This is a genomic window from Pantoea allii, assembly GCF_002307475.1.
In the GTDB taxonomy this organism is placed as follows: Bacteria; Pseudomonadota; Gammaproteobacteria; order Enterobacterales; family Enterobacteriaceae; genus Pantoea; species Pantoea allii.
In genome coordinates this window covers 196947-213116 of record NZ_NTMH01000011.1, presented here as the reverse complement: position 1 = coordinate 213116, position 16170 = coordinate 196947, and the positions used below count along the sequence as shown (strand labels likewise).

Genomic DNA, 16170 nt, shown 5'->3' with positions numbered 1-16170 from the left:
AGCTACACCTGCTAAGCAAGTTTACCCCGTTTGGCTGGTGTAAATTTGAGCTGCGCTGAATCAATGACGACCCAGCGCAGCAATTTTTAGATCGAGGTACGGCGATAATGACGGTATTGAGGCAGCCAGAAATTGTTCGCGATGGACTGTGACAGCACGTCTTCTGAGGTCACCACTGCCACGCCAGCCAGCTGCGCGGCTTTACCCACTTCCATGGCGATAATCTTCGACACGCCCTGAATATCTTTGATTTCAGGCAGTACCGGACCTTCACCGTCGTTCACCAGCGGTGAGCAATCCGCCAGCGCACGGCTGGCCGTCATCAGCATGGTATCGGTGACACGGGACGCGCCAGAGGCGATCACACCCAAACCGATACCCGGGAAGATGTACGAGTTGTTGCACTGCGCAATCGGGTAGGTTTTGCCGTTCCAGGAAACCGGTGAGAACGGGCTACCGGTGGCCACCAGCGCTGCACCATCAGTCCAGGCAATAATGTCTGCTGGGGTGGCTTCAACGCGCGAGGTTGGGTTGGAAAGCGGCATCACAATAGGACGTTTGCAGTGCTTATGCATCTCACGGATGATCTCTTCCGTGAACAGGCCAGGCTGACCTGACACACCGATTAAAATGTCGGGCTGTGCATTACGCACGACGTCCAGCAGGGAGATAGCGTCGCTTGACGTATCCCAGTCTTTAAGATTGCCGCTTTTCTGCACCAGCCTGCTCTGGAAATCCAGCAGGTTAGGCAGTTTGTCGGTCAGCAGACCAAAGCGATCCACCATCATAACGCGACTACGTGCTTCGTCGTCGCTCAGACCTTCCGACTTCATTTGGGCAACAATCTGCTCAGCAATACCACAACCGGCGGAACCTGCGCCCAGGAAGACGACCTTCTGCTCACACAGGCGGCTTCCGGCAGCGCGGCTTGCGGCAATCAGAGTGCCGACGGTCACGGCAGCGGTGCCCTGAATGTCGTCATTGAAGCAGCACACTTCATCACGGTAGCGCTCCAGCAGCGGCATCGCGTTTTTCTGTGCAAAGTCTTCAAACTGCAACAGCACTTTCGGCCAGCGGCGTTTAACGGCCTGAATGAATTCATTGACAAAGGCATCATATTCTTCACCGGTGATACGTGGATGACGCCATCCCATATACAAGGGATCGTTCAGCAGTTGCTGGTTATTGGTACCCACATCCAGCACAACGGGCAGCGTGTAAGCCGGGCTGATACCGCCACATGCGGTGTACAGTGACAACTTCCCGATTGGAATGCCCATACCGCCAATGCCCTGATCGCCCAGGCCAAGGATGCGCTCTCCGTCAGTGACCACAATCACTTTTACGTTCTGCTTGGTGGCGTTTTGCAGCATGTCTTCGATGTGCGCACGATTGGGGTAGGAGATGAATACGCCGCGTGCGCGACGATAAATTTCCGAGAAATGTTCGCAGGCGGCACCGACGGTTGGGGTATAAATAATCGGCATCATCTCTTCGAGATGGTTGTCCAGCAGGCGGTAAAACAGCGTTTCGTTGGTGTCCTGAATGTTGCGCAGGTAAACATGTTTATCGTTATTGTTTTTAAAGTCCTGAAACTGACGCCATGCGCGTTTTGCCTGCTCTTCGATGGATTCTACAGCTTCAGGCAGTAAGCCATTGAGATTGAACTCATTGCGCTCTTCGATGCTGAAGGCGCTGCCTTTATTCAGCAGCGGAAATTCCAGCAAAATAGGGCCAGCATAGGGAATATATAGCGGGCGTTTACTTTCGTATTCGAGTTCCATGCAGTCATGCTCCGGTTGCAAGTTTTCCTGGCGCAATAATCAAAGAGTAGGGTGGACGCCAGTTTTATTGTGATGACGAAGGCCTGGCGCCAGATCCTATGAAATTTCTCGCCGATGTACAGCTTTTGTAAATAAAAGATTTAGAAACTGTTTAAAACCGTGCCGCACATTACGCTTTTGCCAGGGGCACCTGCGTCAGTTGATCGCAACCCAGCGCGCGTAATGTCGCCTGAGTAGCCGAAAACTGATCCAGAGCAGGCTGGTGCGTCTGGGCCAGTGCGGCGGCCTGGATATCGTGACAGGACTCACCTGCCATGTTCAGTAAAATCAGTGCGGCCTGCAGCGGCGGCAGGCTGGGATTGAACGCCGCGTTTTCTGCATAGCGTCCGCTAAAAATACGGCCTGAGACGGTCTGTAACGCGACACCGCTAAACGCCCGGCTGTAAGGTGCATGAGAGCGATTGGCCGCCTTAACCGCGGCCTGAGCCAGCGCATCGCCCGTTACAACGTAGCCCTGGTCCACATCATCCATCAGGCGTTCCATAATCTTTAGATCACCCGGGCCAAACGCATCGGGCAGGTAATGCGCCAGCGTCTGTACGTCGCGCTGCGGCAGGCTGATGCGAATGTCTGTACCGCTGTTGAGTTCGTTCATGAACTGGCGACAGTGACCGCAAGGCGTGTAGTTGACAGTGATGCTTTCAAGGCGCGATTCGCCACGCAGCCAGGCGTGGGTGATGGCGCTTTGCTCCGCATGAACGGTTTGCTGCATGGTCGCACCGGTAAACTCCATATTGGCACCGAAATACCAGTTACCGCTCACGCCACGCGCGATAGCACCGACGTTAAAATGCGACAGCGTCGCCACCGCGCAGGCGGCGGCGACCGGCAGCAGCGCCAGCGCCAGGGCATCTGCATCCAGTTTGGTTTGCGCCTGCAACAGGGTGACCTGCTCGGCCCGCAGCATCGCGTCAAATCCCGGCTCGTTCAGCACCGGGCGAAGCGCGGTTTGCAGTGCAGCGGGAAGTCCTTCAACGGCAGAGTGGAAACGTGGATGCATGGAAGCCTCATTCAATCATCAGAGCGGTATGCCAGACATCGGTTTATATGTGATCTCCGTCGCTCTGACAATGCAACATGTCTTACAGTTTTCAACTTTGCGAGATCTCTCCCAAAGTTTTAGCCAAACCAGTGCAGCAACAGCGGGAAAACAAAGGGAGCCAGCAACGAGGTGATGATGCCGCAAATCACCAATGCCAGCGAACTAAAGGCGCCTTCCTGAAAATCAATTTCCGCCGCCCGTGCCGTTCCCAGTGCATGAGAGGCATTACCAATCGCCAGGCCGCGTGCCGCTTTGCTCTTCACGCCTAACAGATTCAGTAGCATATGACCAAATACCGCACCCAGCACGCCCGCGATCAACACACAAATCGCGCTAATCGCAGGAATGCCGTGCAGAGATTGGGAGACCGCCATGGCAATCGGGGTGGTCACCGATTTTGGCAAAATCGTGGCGGCGATTTCTGGGGTTGCGCCCATCCACAGCGCAATGGCGGTGCCCGAAATCATTGCCGTCAGGCTACCAATCACGCACACGCCGATAATGGATTTCCAGCGGGCACGGATTTGATGCATCTGTTCATACAGCGGCAGCGCCAGGGCCACCACCGCGGGTTGCAGCAGCTGATTCAGCACCTCGCTGCCAGCGAAATAACGGGCATAGGGCATGTGCAGTAACAGCAGGATGGGAATAATCACGGCCATGGAAACCAGTAACGGATTCAGCAACGATATCTTCAGTCTTGCCGCCAGCTTGCGCGCCAGTAAAAACGCCCCGACAGTGAGTGGCAACGACCACCAAATATCATTCATCGTTAACCTCTTTGACCGTAGGTCGCGAATGCAGTTTATGGGCACTTAACCCCACAATGGCAAGGACAGCGAAGGTACTGACAAGGCAGGAGACGACAACAGGACCGAATTGCGCGGTGAGGATATCGGTGTAATTCATGACGCCCACGCTGATGGGCACAAACAGCAGCGCCATGTAGCGGATAATCAGATGACAACCCGGCTTGACCCAACGCACGGGCAGGATTTGCGACGCAAGCAGCGCAAACATAATAAGCATGCCGATGATGCTGCCGGGCAGGGTGATGGGCAGCAGCAGGGCTATGCCGTTTCCTGCATATAAGCAAAGATAAATAATGATAAAAGCGCGCAGATAACGCCAACTCATCGTTAGCACGGTGTGCATGACAGGCTCCTGTTTTTAACGGGTTTTATCATACGCACTAACGGCCTGGCCTGCCAGCAATCAGCCGTGTGGCTGAAGCGCCATCCCCGGCGGTAAACCGCAGAGGATGGCCAGAGGACTATTTCACCGGCATGCCAGGTACGGCACCGCTGTCTACGGACAGGACAAACAGATCTTTGCCACCGGGGCCGGCAGACAGCACCATGCCTTCCGACACGCCAAACCGCATTTTACGCGGCGCAAGGTTGGCCACGATGATGGTCATCTTGCCGACCAGCACCGCGGGATCGGGATAGGCCGCACGAATGCCTGAGAAAATCTGGCGCTTCTCACCGCCCAGATCCAGCTCAAGACGCAGCAGTTTGTCCGACCCTTCGACTAATTCCGCTTTCTCAATCAGCGCGACGCGCATATCCACTTTGGCAAAATCGTCGATGGTAATGGTATCGCCAATAGGTGCATCCGCCAGTGGGCCGGTTACCGCCGGTTTATTGGCTTCTGCCGCATCCACTTTTGATGCCTCAATCAGGCCTTCGACCTTCGCCATTTCAATACGGCCATAAAGCGCCTTAAATGGCGCGACCTGATGATTCAGCAGCGGCTGTTGAATCCCATCCCATTGCAGTTCGCTGTTCAGGAACGCTTCAGCACGTTCGGTCAGCGATGGCAGCACCGGTTTCAGCCAGGTCATCAGGATGCGGAACAGGTTGATGCCCATTGAGCAAATGGCCTGCAGGTCTGCATCACGGCCTTCCTGCTTCGCCACCACCCAGGGTGCCTGCTCATCAACATAGCGATTCGCCAAATCGGCCAGCGCCATGATTTCACGAATGGCCCGGCTGAATTCACGGCTCGCCCAGGCTTCACCAATCTTCTCTGATGCGTCCAGGAAGGTTTGATACAGGGCGGGATCGGCCAGTTCCGCTGACAGCTTGCCGTCAAAACGTTTAGTGATGAAACCGGCATTACGCGAGGCAAGGTTGACCACTTTGTTGACGATATCGGCGTTGACGCGCTGAACAAAATCTTCCAGGTTCAGGTCAATATCATCGATACGTGAAGAGAGCTTCGCCGCGTAGTAGTAGCGCAGGCTGTCGGCATCCAGATGCTGTAACCAGGTGCTGGCTTTGATAAAGGTCCCGCGTGACTTCGACATTTTTGCGCCATTGACGGTCACGTAACCATGCACAAACAGGTTATTCGGTTTACGGAAACCGCTGCCTTCCAGCATGGCCGGCCAGAACAGACTGTGGAAGTAGACAATGTCTTTACCGATGAAGTGATACAGCTCCGTGGTCGAATCCTGCTGCCAGAATTCGTCGAAGTTGATATCGCCACGCTTGTCACACAGGTTTTTAAACGATCCCATGTAGCCGATAGGTGCATCCAGCCAGACGTAGAAATATTTGCCCGGCGCGCCTGGGATTTCAAAGCCAAAGTAGGGCGCATCACGGGAGATATCCCACTGCTGCAGTCCCGACTCAAACCACTCCTGCATTTTGTTTGCGACCTGCTCTTGCAGTGCACCAGAACGCGTCCAGGCACGCAGCATTTCGCTGAACGACGGCAGATCAAAGAAGAAGTGTTCAGAGTCACGCAGGACCGGCGTCGCACCGGAAACCACGGATTTCGGGTCGATCAGCTCAGTCGGGCTGTAGGTCGCGCTGCACACTTCACAGTTATCACCGTATTGATCGGGTGACTTACATTTCGGGCAGGTGCCTTTGACGAAACGGTCCGGCAGGAACATGCCTTTTTCCGGATCGTATAGCTGAGAAATCGTGCGGTTTTTAATAAAACCGTTCTCTTTCAGGCGACCATAAATGAGCCCGGCAAGCTCACGGTTTTCATCGCCATGCGTAGAGTGATAGTTGTCATAGCTGATATTGAAACCGGCGAAATCTGTTTCATGCTCGTGTTTCATTTCAGCAATCATCTGCTCCGGCGCAATACCAAGCTGCTGCGCTTTCAGCATGATCGGTGTGCCGTGAGCGTCATCGGCGCAGATGAAGTAAACCTGATTGCCACGCATTCGCTGATAACGCACCCAAATGTCCGCCTGGATATGCTCGAGCATGTGACCGAGATGAATTGAGCCGTTTGCGTAAGGCAGGGCGCAGGTTACCAGAATTTTTTTAGCGACTTGAGTCATAGTTTGCGTAGCTTTCAGTTAAGTAAAAAACGGGCTTAGATGGTAACCGATGGGCACAGCCGCGTAAACACAAGGGATTTCCCATGCGCAACAGCCCGCGAAACGATCGGCATCTGATAGAATTGTTATTACCTCGCTGGAACACAGCGCAAGCACAGCAGAAAAAGGAGTGGGGATGACAGCGCAATCCCGGGAACCGCATACACCAGAAGCCTTACGCGCCGTTGTGGTCGGCGTGCTGAGCAGCTTTGAACATCCGACGCTTCAACGTAACCTGATTGCCCTCAAGGCATTACATCATGTGGCGCTGCTCGATGGCACGCTGCACATTGAATTGCTGATGCCGTTTGCCTGGAGCGGTGCGTTTGAAGACCTTAAAGCCGAAACCAGTGCTGAGCTGCTGCGGCTAAGCGGCGCACAGGCGATTGACTGGCGCTTAAGTCATGATATCGCCACCCTGAAACGGGTTAAGAATCACCCTGGCGTCAACGGGGTGAAAAACATCATTGCCGTCAGCTCCGGTAAGGGCGGTGTTGGCAAATCGAGTACGGCAGTCAATCTGGCGCTGGCGTTGATAGCGGAAGGTGCGCGCGTGGGTATCCTTGATGCCGATATCTATGGCCCGTCCGTGCCCAACATGTTGGGTTGCGAAAAAGAACGTCCCACGTCACCCGACGGAACGCATATGGCCCCTGTTCTGTCCCACGGGTTGGCAACCAACTCCATCGGCTATCTCGTGACAGATGATAATGCGATGGTATGGCGTGGGCCGATGGCCAGCAAAGCATTGATGCAGTTGCTTACCGAAACCCTGTGGCCAGACCTGGATTATCTGGTGCTGGATATGCCGCCAGGTACCGGCGATATTCAGCTCACCCTGGCGCAAAGTGTGCCGGTGACCGGCGCGCTGGTAGTGACCACGCCGCAGGATATTGCCCTGATTGATGCGCGCAAAGGCATGGTGATGTTTGAGAAGGTTAACGTGCCGGTGCTGGGCGTTGTTGAAAATATGAGCATTCATATTTGCAGCCAGTGCGGCCATCATGAACCGATTTTCGGCACGGGCGGTGCGCAACGGCTGGTGGACGATTATGGCACCCGGCTGCTGGCGCAGCTTCCGCTGCATATTCACCTGCGCGAAGATCTCGACGATGGCGAACCCACCGTGATCCGTCGTCCGCACAGCGAGTTCGCGGCACTTTATCGCCAGCTTGCCGGGCGGGTGGCTGCCCAGCTTTACTGGCAGGGTGAGGTGATTCCGGGCGATATCGCCTTCCGGGCGCTTTAGCGCGCGTCGGCATCGCTGGTGTAAAGCGAGGCCGCGGGATAGTGCATCAGCACATAGTTGCCCTGTTCGCTTTCAACCTGTGAAATGATTTTCCAGCCGCGCTGCAAATAAAAGGTTTGCGCGGCTTTATTCATTTCCAGGCACTTCAGTGCGCCGGTAGAGGTAAAGCGTGACTGCACCTCGTCAAGTAAAGCGCTGCCCACGCCACGACCCTGGAACGCAGGATCGACATACAGGCTATGCAGGAAGTTATCGTTTTCCATCAGCCCGGCAAAGCCCGCCCGATGACCGTCCAGTTCGGCAACCAGAACGGTTTCGCCAGGGATGATCCGATCAAAGTCTTCAAGCTGCCAGTCATCGTTTTCAATCCAGTTCCAGTTATGACGGCGTGCGGCCAAAAACAGGGTTCGCAAAAAGGGGCGATCGGCCTCAGTAAACAATCGAATATGCACATCATGCTCCGTTAAGTCTTTTTAACAAACCTGGCAGGGATCGCCAAAAAAGCAAAAGCAGAACAAATGTCATCTTTTTCACGGTACACTGCTCGATGGTGCCGTTTGGGGAGAATGCGGTGCGCCGTCGGTTTTTACACGTGGTATTTGGCGCATAAGCAAGTAAAGAGTGACGTTACGAACAGCACCGCTCGCAAAAAAGCGGTTTTTTCCCTGAAAGATCATGACGATCGGCGTTTGATAGCTTTCGTTTATTTTATTGATAACGAGCGCTTATTAGATGTTGGCCCAGAAAATTTGTAACCTGCATCACATATTCTAAAGGAGGCCATCACATGTCCATTATCAATACCAAAATTAAGCCGTTCAAAAATAGCGCTTTTAAAAACGGCGAATTCATTGATGTAACCGAGAAAGACGTTGAAGGTAAATGGAGTGTTTTCTTCTTCTATCCAGCTGATTTCACTTTCGTTTGCCCGACCGAACTGGGCGACGTAGCGGATCACTACGAAGAGTTCCAGAAAATGGGCGTGGACATCTATTCCGTGTCTACCGATACCCACTTTACCCACAAAGCCTGGCACGGTTCTTCCGACACCATCGCTAAAATCAAATATGCGATGCTGGGCGATCCAACTGGTGCGCTGACCCGCAACTTCGACATCATGCGCGAAGACGAAGGTCTGGCTGACCGTGGTACGTTCATTGTTGACCCACAGGGTATTATCCAGGCGGTAGAAATCACCGCTGAAGGTATCGGTCGTGATGCGTCTGATCTGCTGCGCAAAGTGAAAGCAGCACAGTACGTCGCGTCTCACCCAGGTGAAGTGTGCCCGGCAAAATGGAAAGAAGGTGATGCTACGCTAGCGCCGTCTCTGGACCTGGTTGGCAAAATCTAATTTCGCATCGATACGTCGATCATTTTCTCATCGGGTGCTGCGGCACCCGATTTTTTGACCAGGAACTCACTATGCTTGATACCAATTTAAAAACGCAGCTCAAAGCCTACCTTGAGAAACTCACCAAGCCTGTGGAGTTGATTGCGACGCTGGATGATGGCGCAAAATCAACGGAGATTCGCAATCTGTTGGTCGATATCGCGAGCTTGTCTGACAAAGTCAGCTTCCGTGAAGAGAACGATCGTCAGGTGCGTAAGCCCTCATTTTTAATCACCAACCCTGGTGCGAATAACGGCCCACGTTTTGCCGGTTCCCCGCTGGGTCACGAATTTACCTCACTGGTGCTGGCGTTGCTACAGACCGGTGGGCACCCGTCTAAAGAAGCGCAAAGCCTGCTCGATCAGATTGTGGCACTGGATGGAGATTTCCATTTCGAAACCTATTATTCACTGTCGTGCCACAACTGCCCGGATGTGGTGCAGGCATTAAACCTGATGGCGGTGCTGAATCCCCGCATCAGCCACACCGCGATTGACGGCGGTCTGTTCCAGAATGAAATTCAGGAACGCAATGTGATGGGCGTGCCTGCTGTCTATCTGAATGGCAAAGCCTTTGGTCAGGGACGTATGAGCCTGGCCGAGATCGTCAGTAAAGTTGACACCAATGCAGACAAGCGTGCAGCAGAAGAGCTGAACAAACGCGATGCTTACGAGGTTCTGATCGTCGGTAGCGGCCCGGCTGGTGCGGCTGCGGCCATCTATTCTGCACGTAAAGGCATCCGTACTGCGTTACTGGGCGAGCGTTTCGGTGGACAGGTACTGGATACCGTCGATATCGAAAACTACATTTCCGTCCAGAAAACGGAAGGGGCCAAACTGGCCGGCGCCCTGCGTGCCCACGTAGATGACTACAATGTGGACGTCATTGACAGCCAGAGCGCCATTAAACTGATTCCGTCTGCGGTCAAAGGCGGCTTGCACGCCATTGAAACCGCATCCGGCGCGGTCCTGAAATCACGCAGCATCATCCTTGCCACCGGTGCGCGCTGGCGCAACATGGGCGTGCCAGGGGAAGAGCAATATCGCACCAAAGGCGTAACCTACTGCCCGCACTGTGACGGTCCTCTGTTTAAAGGCAAACGCACTGCGGTCATCGGTGGCGGTAACTCTGGTGTCGAAGCGGCTATCGATCTGGCGGGCATTGTTGAACACGTGACGCTGCTGGAGTTCGCCAGTGAAATGCGTGCGGACAAAGTGCTGCAGGACAAACTGCGTAGCCTGAAAAACGTGGATGTGATTCTTAATGCACAAACCACCGAAGTGAAAGGCGACGGCAGTAAAGTCACGGGCCTGCAATATCTGGATCGCACCAACCAGACCACCCATGAGCTGGCGCTGGCGGGCATTTTTGTTCAGATCGGCCTGCTGCCTAACACCAACTGGCTGGAAGGCGCAGTTGAACGCAACAAGATGGGCGAAATCATGATCGATGCGAAATGCGAAACCAGCCTGAAAGGCGTTTTCGCAGCAGGGGACTGTACCACTGTTCCTTATAAGCAAATCATTATTGCCAGCGGTGAAGGTTCAAAAGCCTCTTTGAGCGCGTTTGACTACCTGATTCGCACCCAGCCTGCGCACTAAGTTTTCGCGCGCATGATCAAGGCCCGGTAACCTGCGTTACAGGGCCTTTTTAGTATCCTGCCAGCGTCATTAACATCATCCACAGCGGCGTGGTTATCGCCGCGAAAAGCGTGGAAAACAGCATGCTGGCGGCCGTCGTCCCGGTAATCACATTGAATTTCTGCGACATCAGATACACATTCACCCCAACCGCCATTGACCCCAGTAGCACCACCACTTTGCTTTCCAGCGCGGGCAGGCCGGTTAGCCTGGCAATCGCCCATACGCACAGCGGTTGCAGAATGAGCTTCAACGCACAGATGGTGTAACTCTCTTTCAAGCCTTCACGAATCCGGTAGTGCGCCAGGCTCATGCCAAGGGTGATCAGGGACAGGGGTGCAGCAATGGAGGCCAGCATGCGCAGAGGTTCGGCGGCAATAACGGGCAGTGGGCGCTGTAGCAGGCTCCAGGCGGTACCGGATAAAATCCCGATGATTAACGGATTTTTTAGCACGCTGATCAAGGTGCGTTTAAAGCCGCCCAGTGAAAAACTGCCCTGTTTTGACCATTCCACCGACACCGTTAATAACGTCCACAGTATCAGGCTGTTAAACACCAGCACCAGGGCGACGGAGGGCAGGGCCGCAGGCCCAAGCAGGACGGTGGCAACCGGAATCCCCAGCATCACGTTGTTGGAGAACACGCCGCCCAGGGCAAAGACCGATCCGGCTACGCCATCCAGTTGAAACAGGCGCGAGGCCACAATCCGCCCCACAATGAAGACCAACAGGCAACTGCCAAAAAACGCCAGCAGCAGGCGCACATCGACCGGAGGACTGTTATAAAAGTCACTCATGATGCGAAACAGCATGCAGGGCAGGGCGACGTTGAACACAAAACGGTTCATGCCTTCACTGACGGTAACGGGCCATTTGCCGAACCGGATAAGGCAGAATCCCAGAAAAATCAGGATAAACAACGGGGCCGAAAGATAAATCTGGTGTCCTAAAGTATCCAGCAGGAAAGGCATAAGCGTTCACACGTAAAAAATCACTGGACGTGAGATTAGCAAATTACGCCAGCAACGTAACCTGCCGGTCAGTACCAGGTCGCAATTTTATGATTAGCCCAGCCAGCGCCGCGCCTGTTCATCACTGATATCACGATAGTAAACACGGTGAATGACATCATCGCAATGTGTGCAGCGGGCAGAAATATAAGTGGAATAATAGTGTCGACCAGAAGGAGAAACCGCACCCTGACGGGTTATGTTAATGTCGGTCCATCGATGACGATGAGGAATAAGCGCTAAGAATCGCATCATGCTTCCTGTAAAGTATGAAGTGTTCTGTTTGTTTATTAACTACATGAATTATATGTTTTTTGTTGCGATGTCTAAGGCAGGCTTTATTTATTAAAAGGCGGTGTAATAGATACGAATATTATTATTAAATAGCGGAAAAGTTTTCACGACTATTACGTATGAATTTACAGCCCGCAGCATTAAGCCTTTTTTTGTGAGGTTGGTGGTTGATCGAGATCATGCAAAACGTTTGCATATCCAATCGAAAAAATAATAAGTGCCTTGCTTAAAACAGGGTGCTTACTTATGCTTCTGTTCGTAACACGACTCGGGGTGCCCTTCTTCGTGAAGGCTGAGAAATACCCGTATTACCTGATCTGGATAATGCCAGCGTAGGGAAGTCCGATGCCTGACCGCATTCGCCTTCTTGTCCGCCGGTTGGGAGTTATGATGACACATCAACCGCAGCACCTTTCTGATGCGCAATGCGCGCCCATCCTGCAACAGTTTCGCCGTCAGTCACCGCTGGTGCACTGCATGACCAACGATGTGGTGCAAACGCTAACCGCTAACGTCTTACTCGCCCTTAATGCCTCACCGGCCATGGTTATCGACGCTGAAGAAGCGGCGCAGTTTAGCGCTATCGCCGATGCGCTGCTGATTAATGTCGGTACGCTAACCCACGATCGTAAGCAGGCGATGCAGGCTGCGGTGCTTGCAGCTAATCAGGCTGGCACGCCGTGGACGCTAGACCCGGTGGCGGTGGGCGCACTGACGCTGCGCACCGTGTTTTGCAAGCAGCTGCTCGCGCAGTCGCCTGCAGTGGTACGCGGCAATGCCTCAGAGATTCTGGCTCTGGCGCAGCAGGCCGCAGGCGGACGCGGTGTTGACAGCCTGCACCCGGCCGAAGCCGCACTGCAGGCAGCACAACAGCTGGCAAAAGCCTTTCATACCTGTGTGGTGGTGACCGGCGAAGTGGATTATGCCACTGACGGCACGTTGACCTGGGCGATTCCGGGCGGCTCGCCGTTGATGACGCGGGTGGTGGGCACTGGCTGTGCGCTTTCGGCGGTGGTTGCGGCCTTTGCCTGTTTGCCTGGTGACCGACTGATCAACATCGCCTGCGCCTGCCGGGTGATGGCGCTGGCCGGGGAAAAGGCCGCGCACGTAGCAGATGGACCGGGCAGCTTTGCGCCTGCTTTTCTGGATGCCCTCTGGACGCTGGAGGCGCGCGATGAAACGCATTAATGCCCTGACGATTGCAGGAACCGATCCCAGTGGCGGTGCCGGTATCCAGGCCGATTTAAAAACCTTCTCTGCACTGGGCGCGTACGGCACCAGTGTGATTACGGCGCTGGTGGCGCAGAATACCTGCGGCGTGCAGTCGGTATACCGTATTGCGCCTGAATTTGTGACCGCCCAACTGAACTCAGTGCTGGATGATGTGCGCATCGATAGTGCGAAGATTGGCATGCTCGCTGAAACGGACATTGTGGAGCGCGTGGCACATGGCCTGCAGCGGCGGGACATTCCTTTTGTGGTGCTGGATACGGTCATGGTGGCAAAAAGCGGTGATGCCCTGCTGAACCCGGATGCGATCGCCTGTGTACGTGAGCGCCTGTTGCCGCAGGTGTCATTGATTACACCTAACCTGCCTGAAGCCGCTGCATTGCTGGGATGTCAGGTGGCAGTCAATGAAGATGAGATGCTCACTCAGGGCGAAGCCTTGTTGCTGATGGGCTGTCAGGCGGTACTGATGAAAGGTGGTCATCTGGATGACGATGAAAGCCCGGACTGGCTGCTGACCCGGACAGGACGGCAGCGCTTTAGCAGCGTACGGGTAAATACGCGCCATACGCACGGCACCGGCTGCACGCTGTCCGCCGCGCTCGCAGCCTTGCGGCCGCGCCACCACAGCTGGGAAGCGACGATCAGCGAAGCGAAAGCCTGGCTACAGCAGGCGTTACTCGCCGCGGATTCGCTGGAGGTCGGCAACGGGATTGGACCGGTGCACCATTTTCATCAGTGGTGGTAGCCGCCATGCTTGCGCCTGGCTGTCCGGCAAGGCGTTAATCCTCGTCGAACCAGGCGCTGTTTTGCTTGATGACGGGGGTGATCGAAAACTTCATGGCCTGCAGATGGTGGCGCAGTGCTGCCTCTGCCATCTCGGGATCGCTTGCTTTCAGCGCGGCAAAAATAGCGTCATGCTGCTTAATCAGCGATTCGGCGGGTGCAAGGTCGTTCAGGGTTAAATAACGTACCCGGTCCATGGTGGCTTTGATGTTCTCTACCGTTTCCCATGCCAGCGGGCAGTTAATGCTCTCAGCGATCAGACGATGAAACTCATCATCCAGGCTTAAGAACATCTGACTGTCGCCACGGACAGCCGTGATGCGCTGCAACTGCAGATTATGTTCCAGTGCCATCAGTCCCAGCTCACCGATTTCCTGAGCCGCACGGCGGATCACGGCAACCTCGACAGCCTCACGAATAAAACGGCCATCTTCGACCCGTTTAGCCGAGATCCTGCGGACAAAGGTGCCGCGCTGCGGCAGGATCTGCACCAGCCCCGCTTCCGCGAGCTTGATAAAGGCTTCACGCACCGGCTGACGAGAGAGGTTAAACCTTGCGGAAACCTCTTTTTCAGAAAGCGATGCGCCCGGCTGAATCACGCAGGTCACGATATCGCGGCGCAGGTAGCGGTAAACCTGCTGATTTACCGGCTCGCTGGTGGTGATGGTGTAAGAAAGTGTCATATTGCTGTCCATGTAAAAATCAGTCTGTCCGGGCGTTGGGCTATCGCATCAGTGCTGCGGCTGGCTTGCGGTAGCCTGCTGTACGCTGGCGCGTGCACCCTGTGCAGCAAGCTGTTGGTAACAGGCGGTAAGTTGTTTAACCAGCTCATCGTTTTTGGCAAGGTCATCGCCAAACACCCTGTTCAAGCGCAGCAAGGCCCGCACGCGTGCTTCACCCTCATCACTCTCGGCCACACATGTCGCCAGTTGCGCTTTCAGCGGATCGCGGATCTCAATAGGCTCGCCTTTGTCATCGACCGCACTGACATAACGCATCCAGGCGGCAATGCCCAGCAACAGTAACGGGCAAGGCGTGCCGTTATTCAGGTGCCAGCGCAGGCTGTCCAGAAAGCGCTGGGGCAGTTTCTGTGTGCCGTCAGTTGCAATCTGATACGTCCGGTGTTTGATCGCGCGATTGGCAAAGCGGGCAATCAAAGCATCGGCGTACGCGGGTAAATCAACGCCCTGAATAGTGAGAGTGGGTGCCTGCTCATTGACCATCAGTGCGCGTGCCGCTGCCCGAAACGCGTCATCTGCCATACAGTCGCTGATGTGTTCGTAACCGGCAAGATAGCCAAGGTAAGCTAAAAATGAGTGGCTGCCATTGAGCATGCGCAACTTCATCTGCTCAAACGGCAGGACATCCTGCACCAGTTCGGCACCCGCTTTATCCCAGTCAGGTCGGCCGCTGACGAAATTATCCTCAATGACCCATTGAAAGAAGGGTTCGGCTTCGACGGCCACCGGATCATGGGAACCGATGCGCAGACGTAACGCGTCAAACGCCGCGTCATTCATGGCGGGAACGATACGATCCACCATGGTGGAAGGAAAGGTGATGTTCTGTTGGATATACTCAGCCAGTAAGGGATCGTGCTGCTGGGCTAACTGCATAACGACGTGACGCGTCACATGGCCATTTTCCGGCATATTATCGCAGGACATGACGCTAAACGGCGCTAAGCCGAGATCGCGACGGCGGCGGATTGCCGCAACAATCAGACCCGGCAGAGACTGCGGGTGTTCGGGATGCGCCAGGTCATGCTGAATATCGACATGCTGCAGGTCAAGGTTTCCGCTGGCGGGCAGGTGACAGTAGCCTTTCTCGGTGACGGTCATCGATACAATGGCGACATCAGGCTGGCACATCGCGTCAATCACGGCTGCGATACCGTCCGTTTTGCCGTGTAACGCGGCGGTGATAATGCCGATCACGCGGGTTTCCACCGCATCATCACTTTTCTCTGTCAGCGTGTAGAGCAGGTCTTGTTCACGCAGCGCCTGAATGAGTGCACCGCTGTTAAGGTTGACTTCACAGTATCCCCAGTCACTGCCGTGTTCGGCCAGCTTATCGCTGCATAACGCCTGATGTGCGCGATGAAACGCACCAAAACCGATGTGCACCATGCGGGTTTTAAGCTGGCGACGGTTGTAGGCTGGGCGCTGGACATCAGCGGGAAGGTGGTCAGTTTGCAGCATAATGCATCCTTTTAGCGGAGAGGACGACAGGCCATTCCGGCGTTAAGGATGAAAAATTACGCGTCCTACTACTACCATACAAGTTGACGTAACAAAATTGTGAATGTAATCACGAACTGTTTACATTTAAGCCGGGAGCCTT

General features: G+C 54.6%; 15 protein-coding genes and 1 riboswitch. Of the genes, 5 read left to right on the top strand and 10 right to left on the bottom strand.

The annotated features are described in order from the left end of the window. Positions 1 to 86: 86 nt before the first annotated feature. The 5 genes from CMR03_RS03890 to metG form a co-directional block, all read right to left on the bottom strand. A complete protein-coding gene (locus CMR03_RS03890; protein WP_096010837.1) occupies positions 87 to 1784 on the bottom strand; it encodes an NAD-dependent malic enzyme in 1698 nt (565 codons plus the stop codon). A 169-nt stretch (positions 1785 to 1953) separates the two neighbouring features. Next, the gene (gene cdd / locus CMR03_RS03885) at positions 1954 to 2844 is read right to left on the bottom strand and encodes a cytidine deaminase (RefSeq protein ID WP_096010836.1); all 891 of its coding nucleotides are present in this window, start codon (positions 2842 to 2844) and stop codon (positions 1954 to 1956) included. 119 nt (positions 2845 to 2963) lie between these two features. Next, positions 2964 to 3656: a CidB/LrgB family autolysis modulator gene (locus CMR03_RS03880; RefSeq protein ID WP_096010835.1), complete on the bottom strand. Its 693-nt coding sequence runs from the start codon at positions 3654 to 3656 to the stop codon at positions 2964 to 2966. Then, complete coding sequence (locus tag CMR03_RS03875; protein ID WP_096010834.1) at positions 3649 to 4041, bottom strand: CidA/LrgA family protein; 393 nt, start codon at positions 4039 to 4041, stop codon at positions 3649 to 3651. The genes CMR03_RS03880 and CMR03_RS03875 overlap by 8 nt, the downstream gene beginning before the upstream one ends. A 118-nt stretch (positions 4042 to 4159) precedes the next feature. After that, positions 4160 to 6193, bottom strand: a complete 2034-nt coding sequence (metG, locus tag CMR03_RS03870; RefSeq protein WP_096010833.1) for a methionine--tRNA ligase — start codon at positions 6191 to 6193, stop codon at positions 4160 to 4162. Positions 6194 to 6368: 175 nt separating this feature from the next. On the opposite strand from metG, the gene apbC reads away from it, so the two are divergent. Then, positions 6369 to 7481, top strand: a complete 1113-nt coding sequence (gene apbC / locus CMR03_RS03865; protein ID WP_096010832.1) for an iron-sulfur cluster carrier protein ApbC — start codon at positions 6369 to 6371, stop codon at positions 7479 to 7481. Here apbC and CMR03_RS03860 read toward each other — a convergent pair. Continuing rightward, positions 7478 to 7933, bottom strand: coding sequence for a GNAT family N-acetyltransferase (locus tag CMR03_RS03860; RefSeq protein WP_096010831.1), 456 nt, complete (start codon positions 7931 to 7933; stop codon positions 7478 to 7480). The two genes, apbC and CMR03_RS03860, sit on opposite strands and share 4 nt — an antisense overlap. 335 nt (positions 7934 to 8268) lie before the next feature. Between CMR03_RS03860 and ahpC the strand changes: the two genes are divergently transcribed. After that, on the top strand, positions 8269 to 8832 hold the full coding sequence (gene ahpC, locus CMR03_RS03850; RefSeq protein ID WP_096010829.1) for an alkyl hydroperoxide reductase subunit C: 564 nt from the start codon (positions 8269 to 8271) through the stop codon (positions 8830 to 8832). Between the two features lie 71 nt (positions 8833 to 8903). Continuing rightward, positions 8904 to 10472 (top strand): alkyl hydroperoxide reductase subunit F, encoded by a 1569-nt coding sequence (ahpF, locus tag CMR03_RS03845; RefSeq protein WP_063880197.1) that lies wholly within the window; start codon positions 8904 to 8906, stop codon positions 10470 to 10472. Positions 10473 to 10521: 49 nt separating this feature from the next. Here ahpF and CMR03_RS03840 read toward each other — a convergent pair whose 3' ends face one another. Continuing rightward, positions 10522 to 11481: an AEC family transporter gene (locus tag CMR03_RS03840; protein WP_096010828.1), complete on the bottom strand. Its 960-nt coding sequence runs from the start codon at positions 11479 to 11481 to the stop codon at positions 10522 to 10524. A gap of 93 nt (positions 11482 to 11574) precedes the next feature. Further along, the gene (locus CMR03_RS03835) at positions 11575 to 11772 is read right to left on the bottom strand and encodes a hypothetical protein (RefSeq protein WP_096010827.1); all 198 of its coding nucleotides are present in this window, start codon (positions 11770 to 11772) and stop codon (positions 11575 to 11577) included. Positions 11773 to 12073: 301 nt separating this feature from the next. Further along, a riboswitch (TPP riboswitch) is annotated at positions 12074 to 12170 on the top strand. A 31-nt stretch (positions 12171 to 12201) separates the two neighbouring features. On the opposite strand from CMR03_RS03835, the gene thiM reads away from it, so the two are divergent. Together thiM and thiD are read left to right on the top strand one after the other, a co-directional pair. Next, positions 12202 to 13002 carry a hydroxyethylthiazole kinase gene (thiM, locus tag CMR03_RS03830; RefSeq protein ID WP_244181331.1) on the top strand — a complete coding sequence of 267 codons (801 nt, stop codon included), beginning with the start codon at positions 12202 to 12204 and terminating at the stop codon, positions 13000 to 13002. Further along, positions 12989 to 13789, top strand: coding sequence for a bifunctional hydroxymethylpyrimidine kinase/phosphomethylpyrimidine kinase (gene thiD, locus CMR03_RS03825; protein ID WP_063880193.1), 801 nt, complete (start codon positions 12989 to 12991; stop codon positions 13787 to 13789). The genes thiM and thiD overlap by 14 nt, the downstream gene beginning before the upstream one ends. A 34-nt stretch (positions 13790 to 13823) precedes the next feature. On the opposite strand, the gene CMR03_RS03820 is transcribed toward thiD, so the two are convergent. Both CMR03_RS03820 and CMR03_RS03815 read right to left on the bottom strand, forming a co-directional pair. Then, a complete protein-coding gene (locus CMR03_RS03820; protein WP_096010944.1) occupies positions 13824 to 14510 on the bottom strand; it encodes a GntR family transcriptional regulator in 687 nt (228 codons plus the stop codon). A gap of 48 nt (positions 14511 to 14558) precedes the next feature. Next, complete coding sequence (locus tag CMR03_RS03815) at positions 14559 to 16028, bottom strand: mannitol dehydrogenase family protein (protein WP_096010825.1); 1470 nt, start codon at positions 16026 to 16028, stop codon at positions 14559 to 14561. Positions 16029 to 16170: the final 142 nt, after the last annotated feature.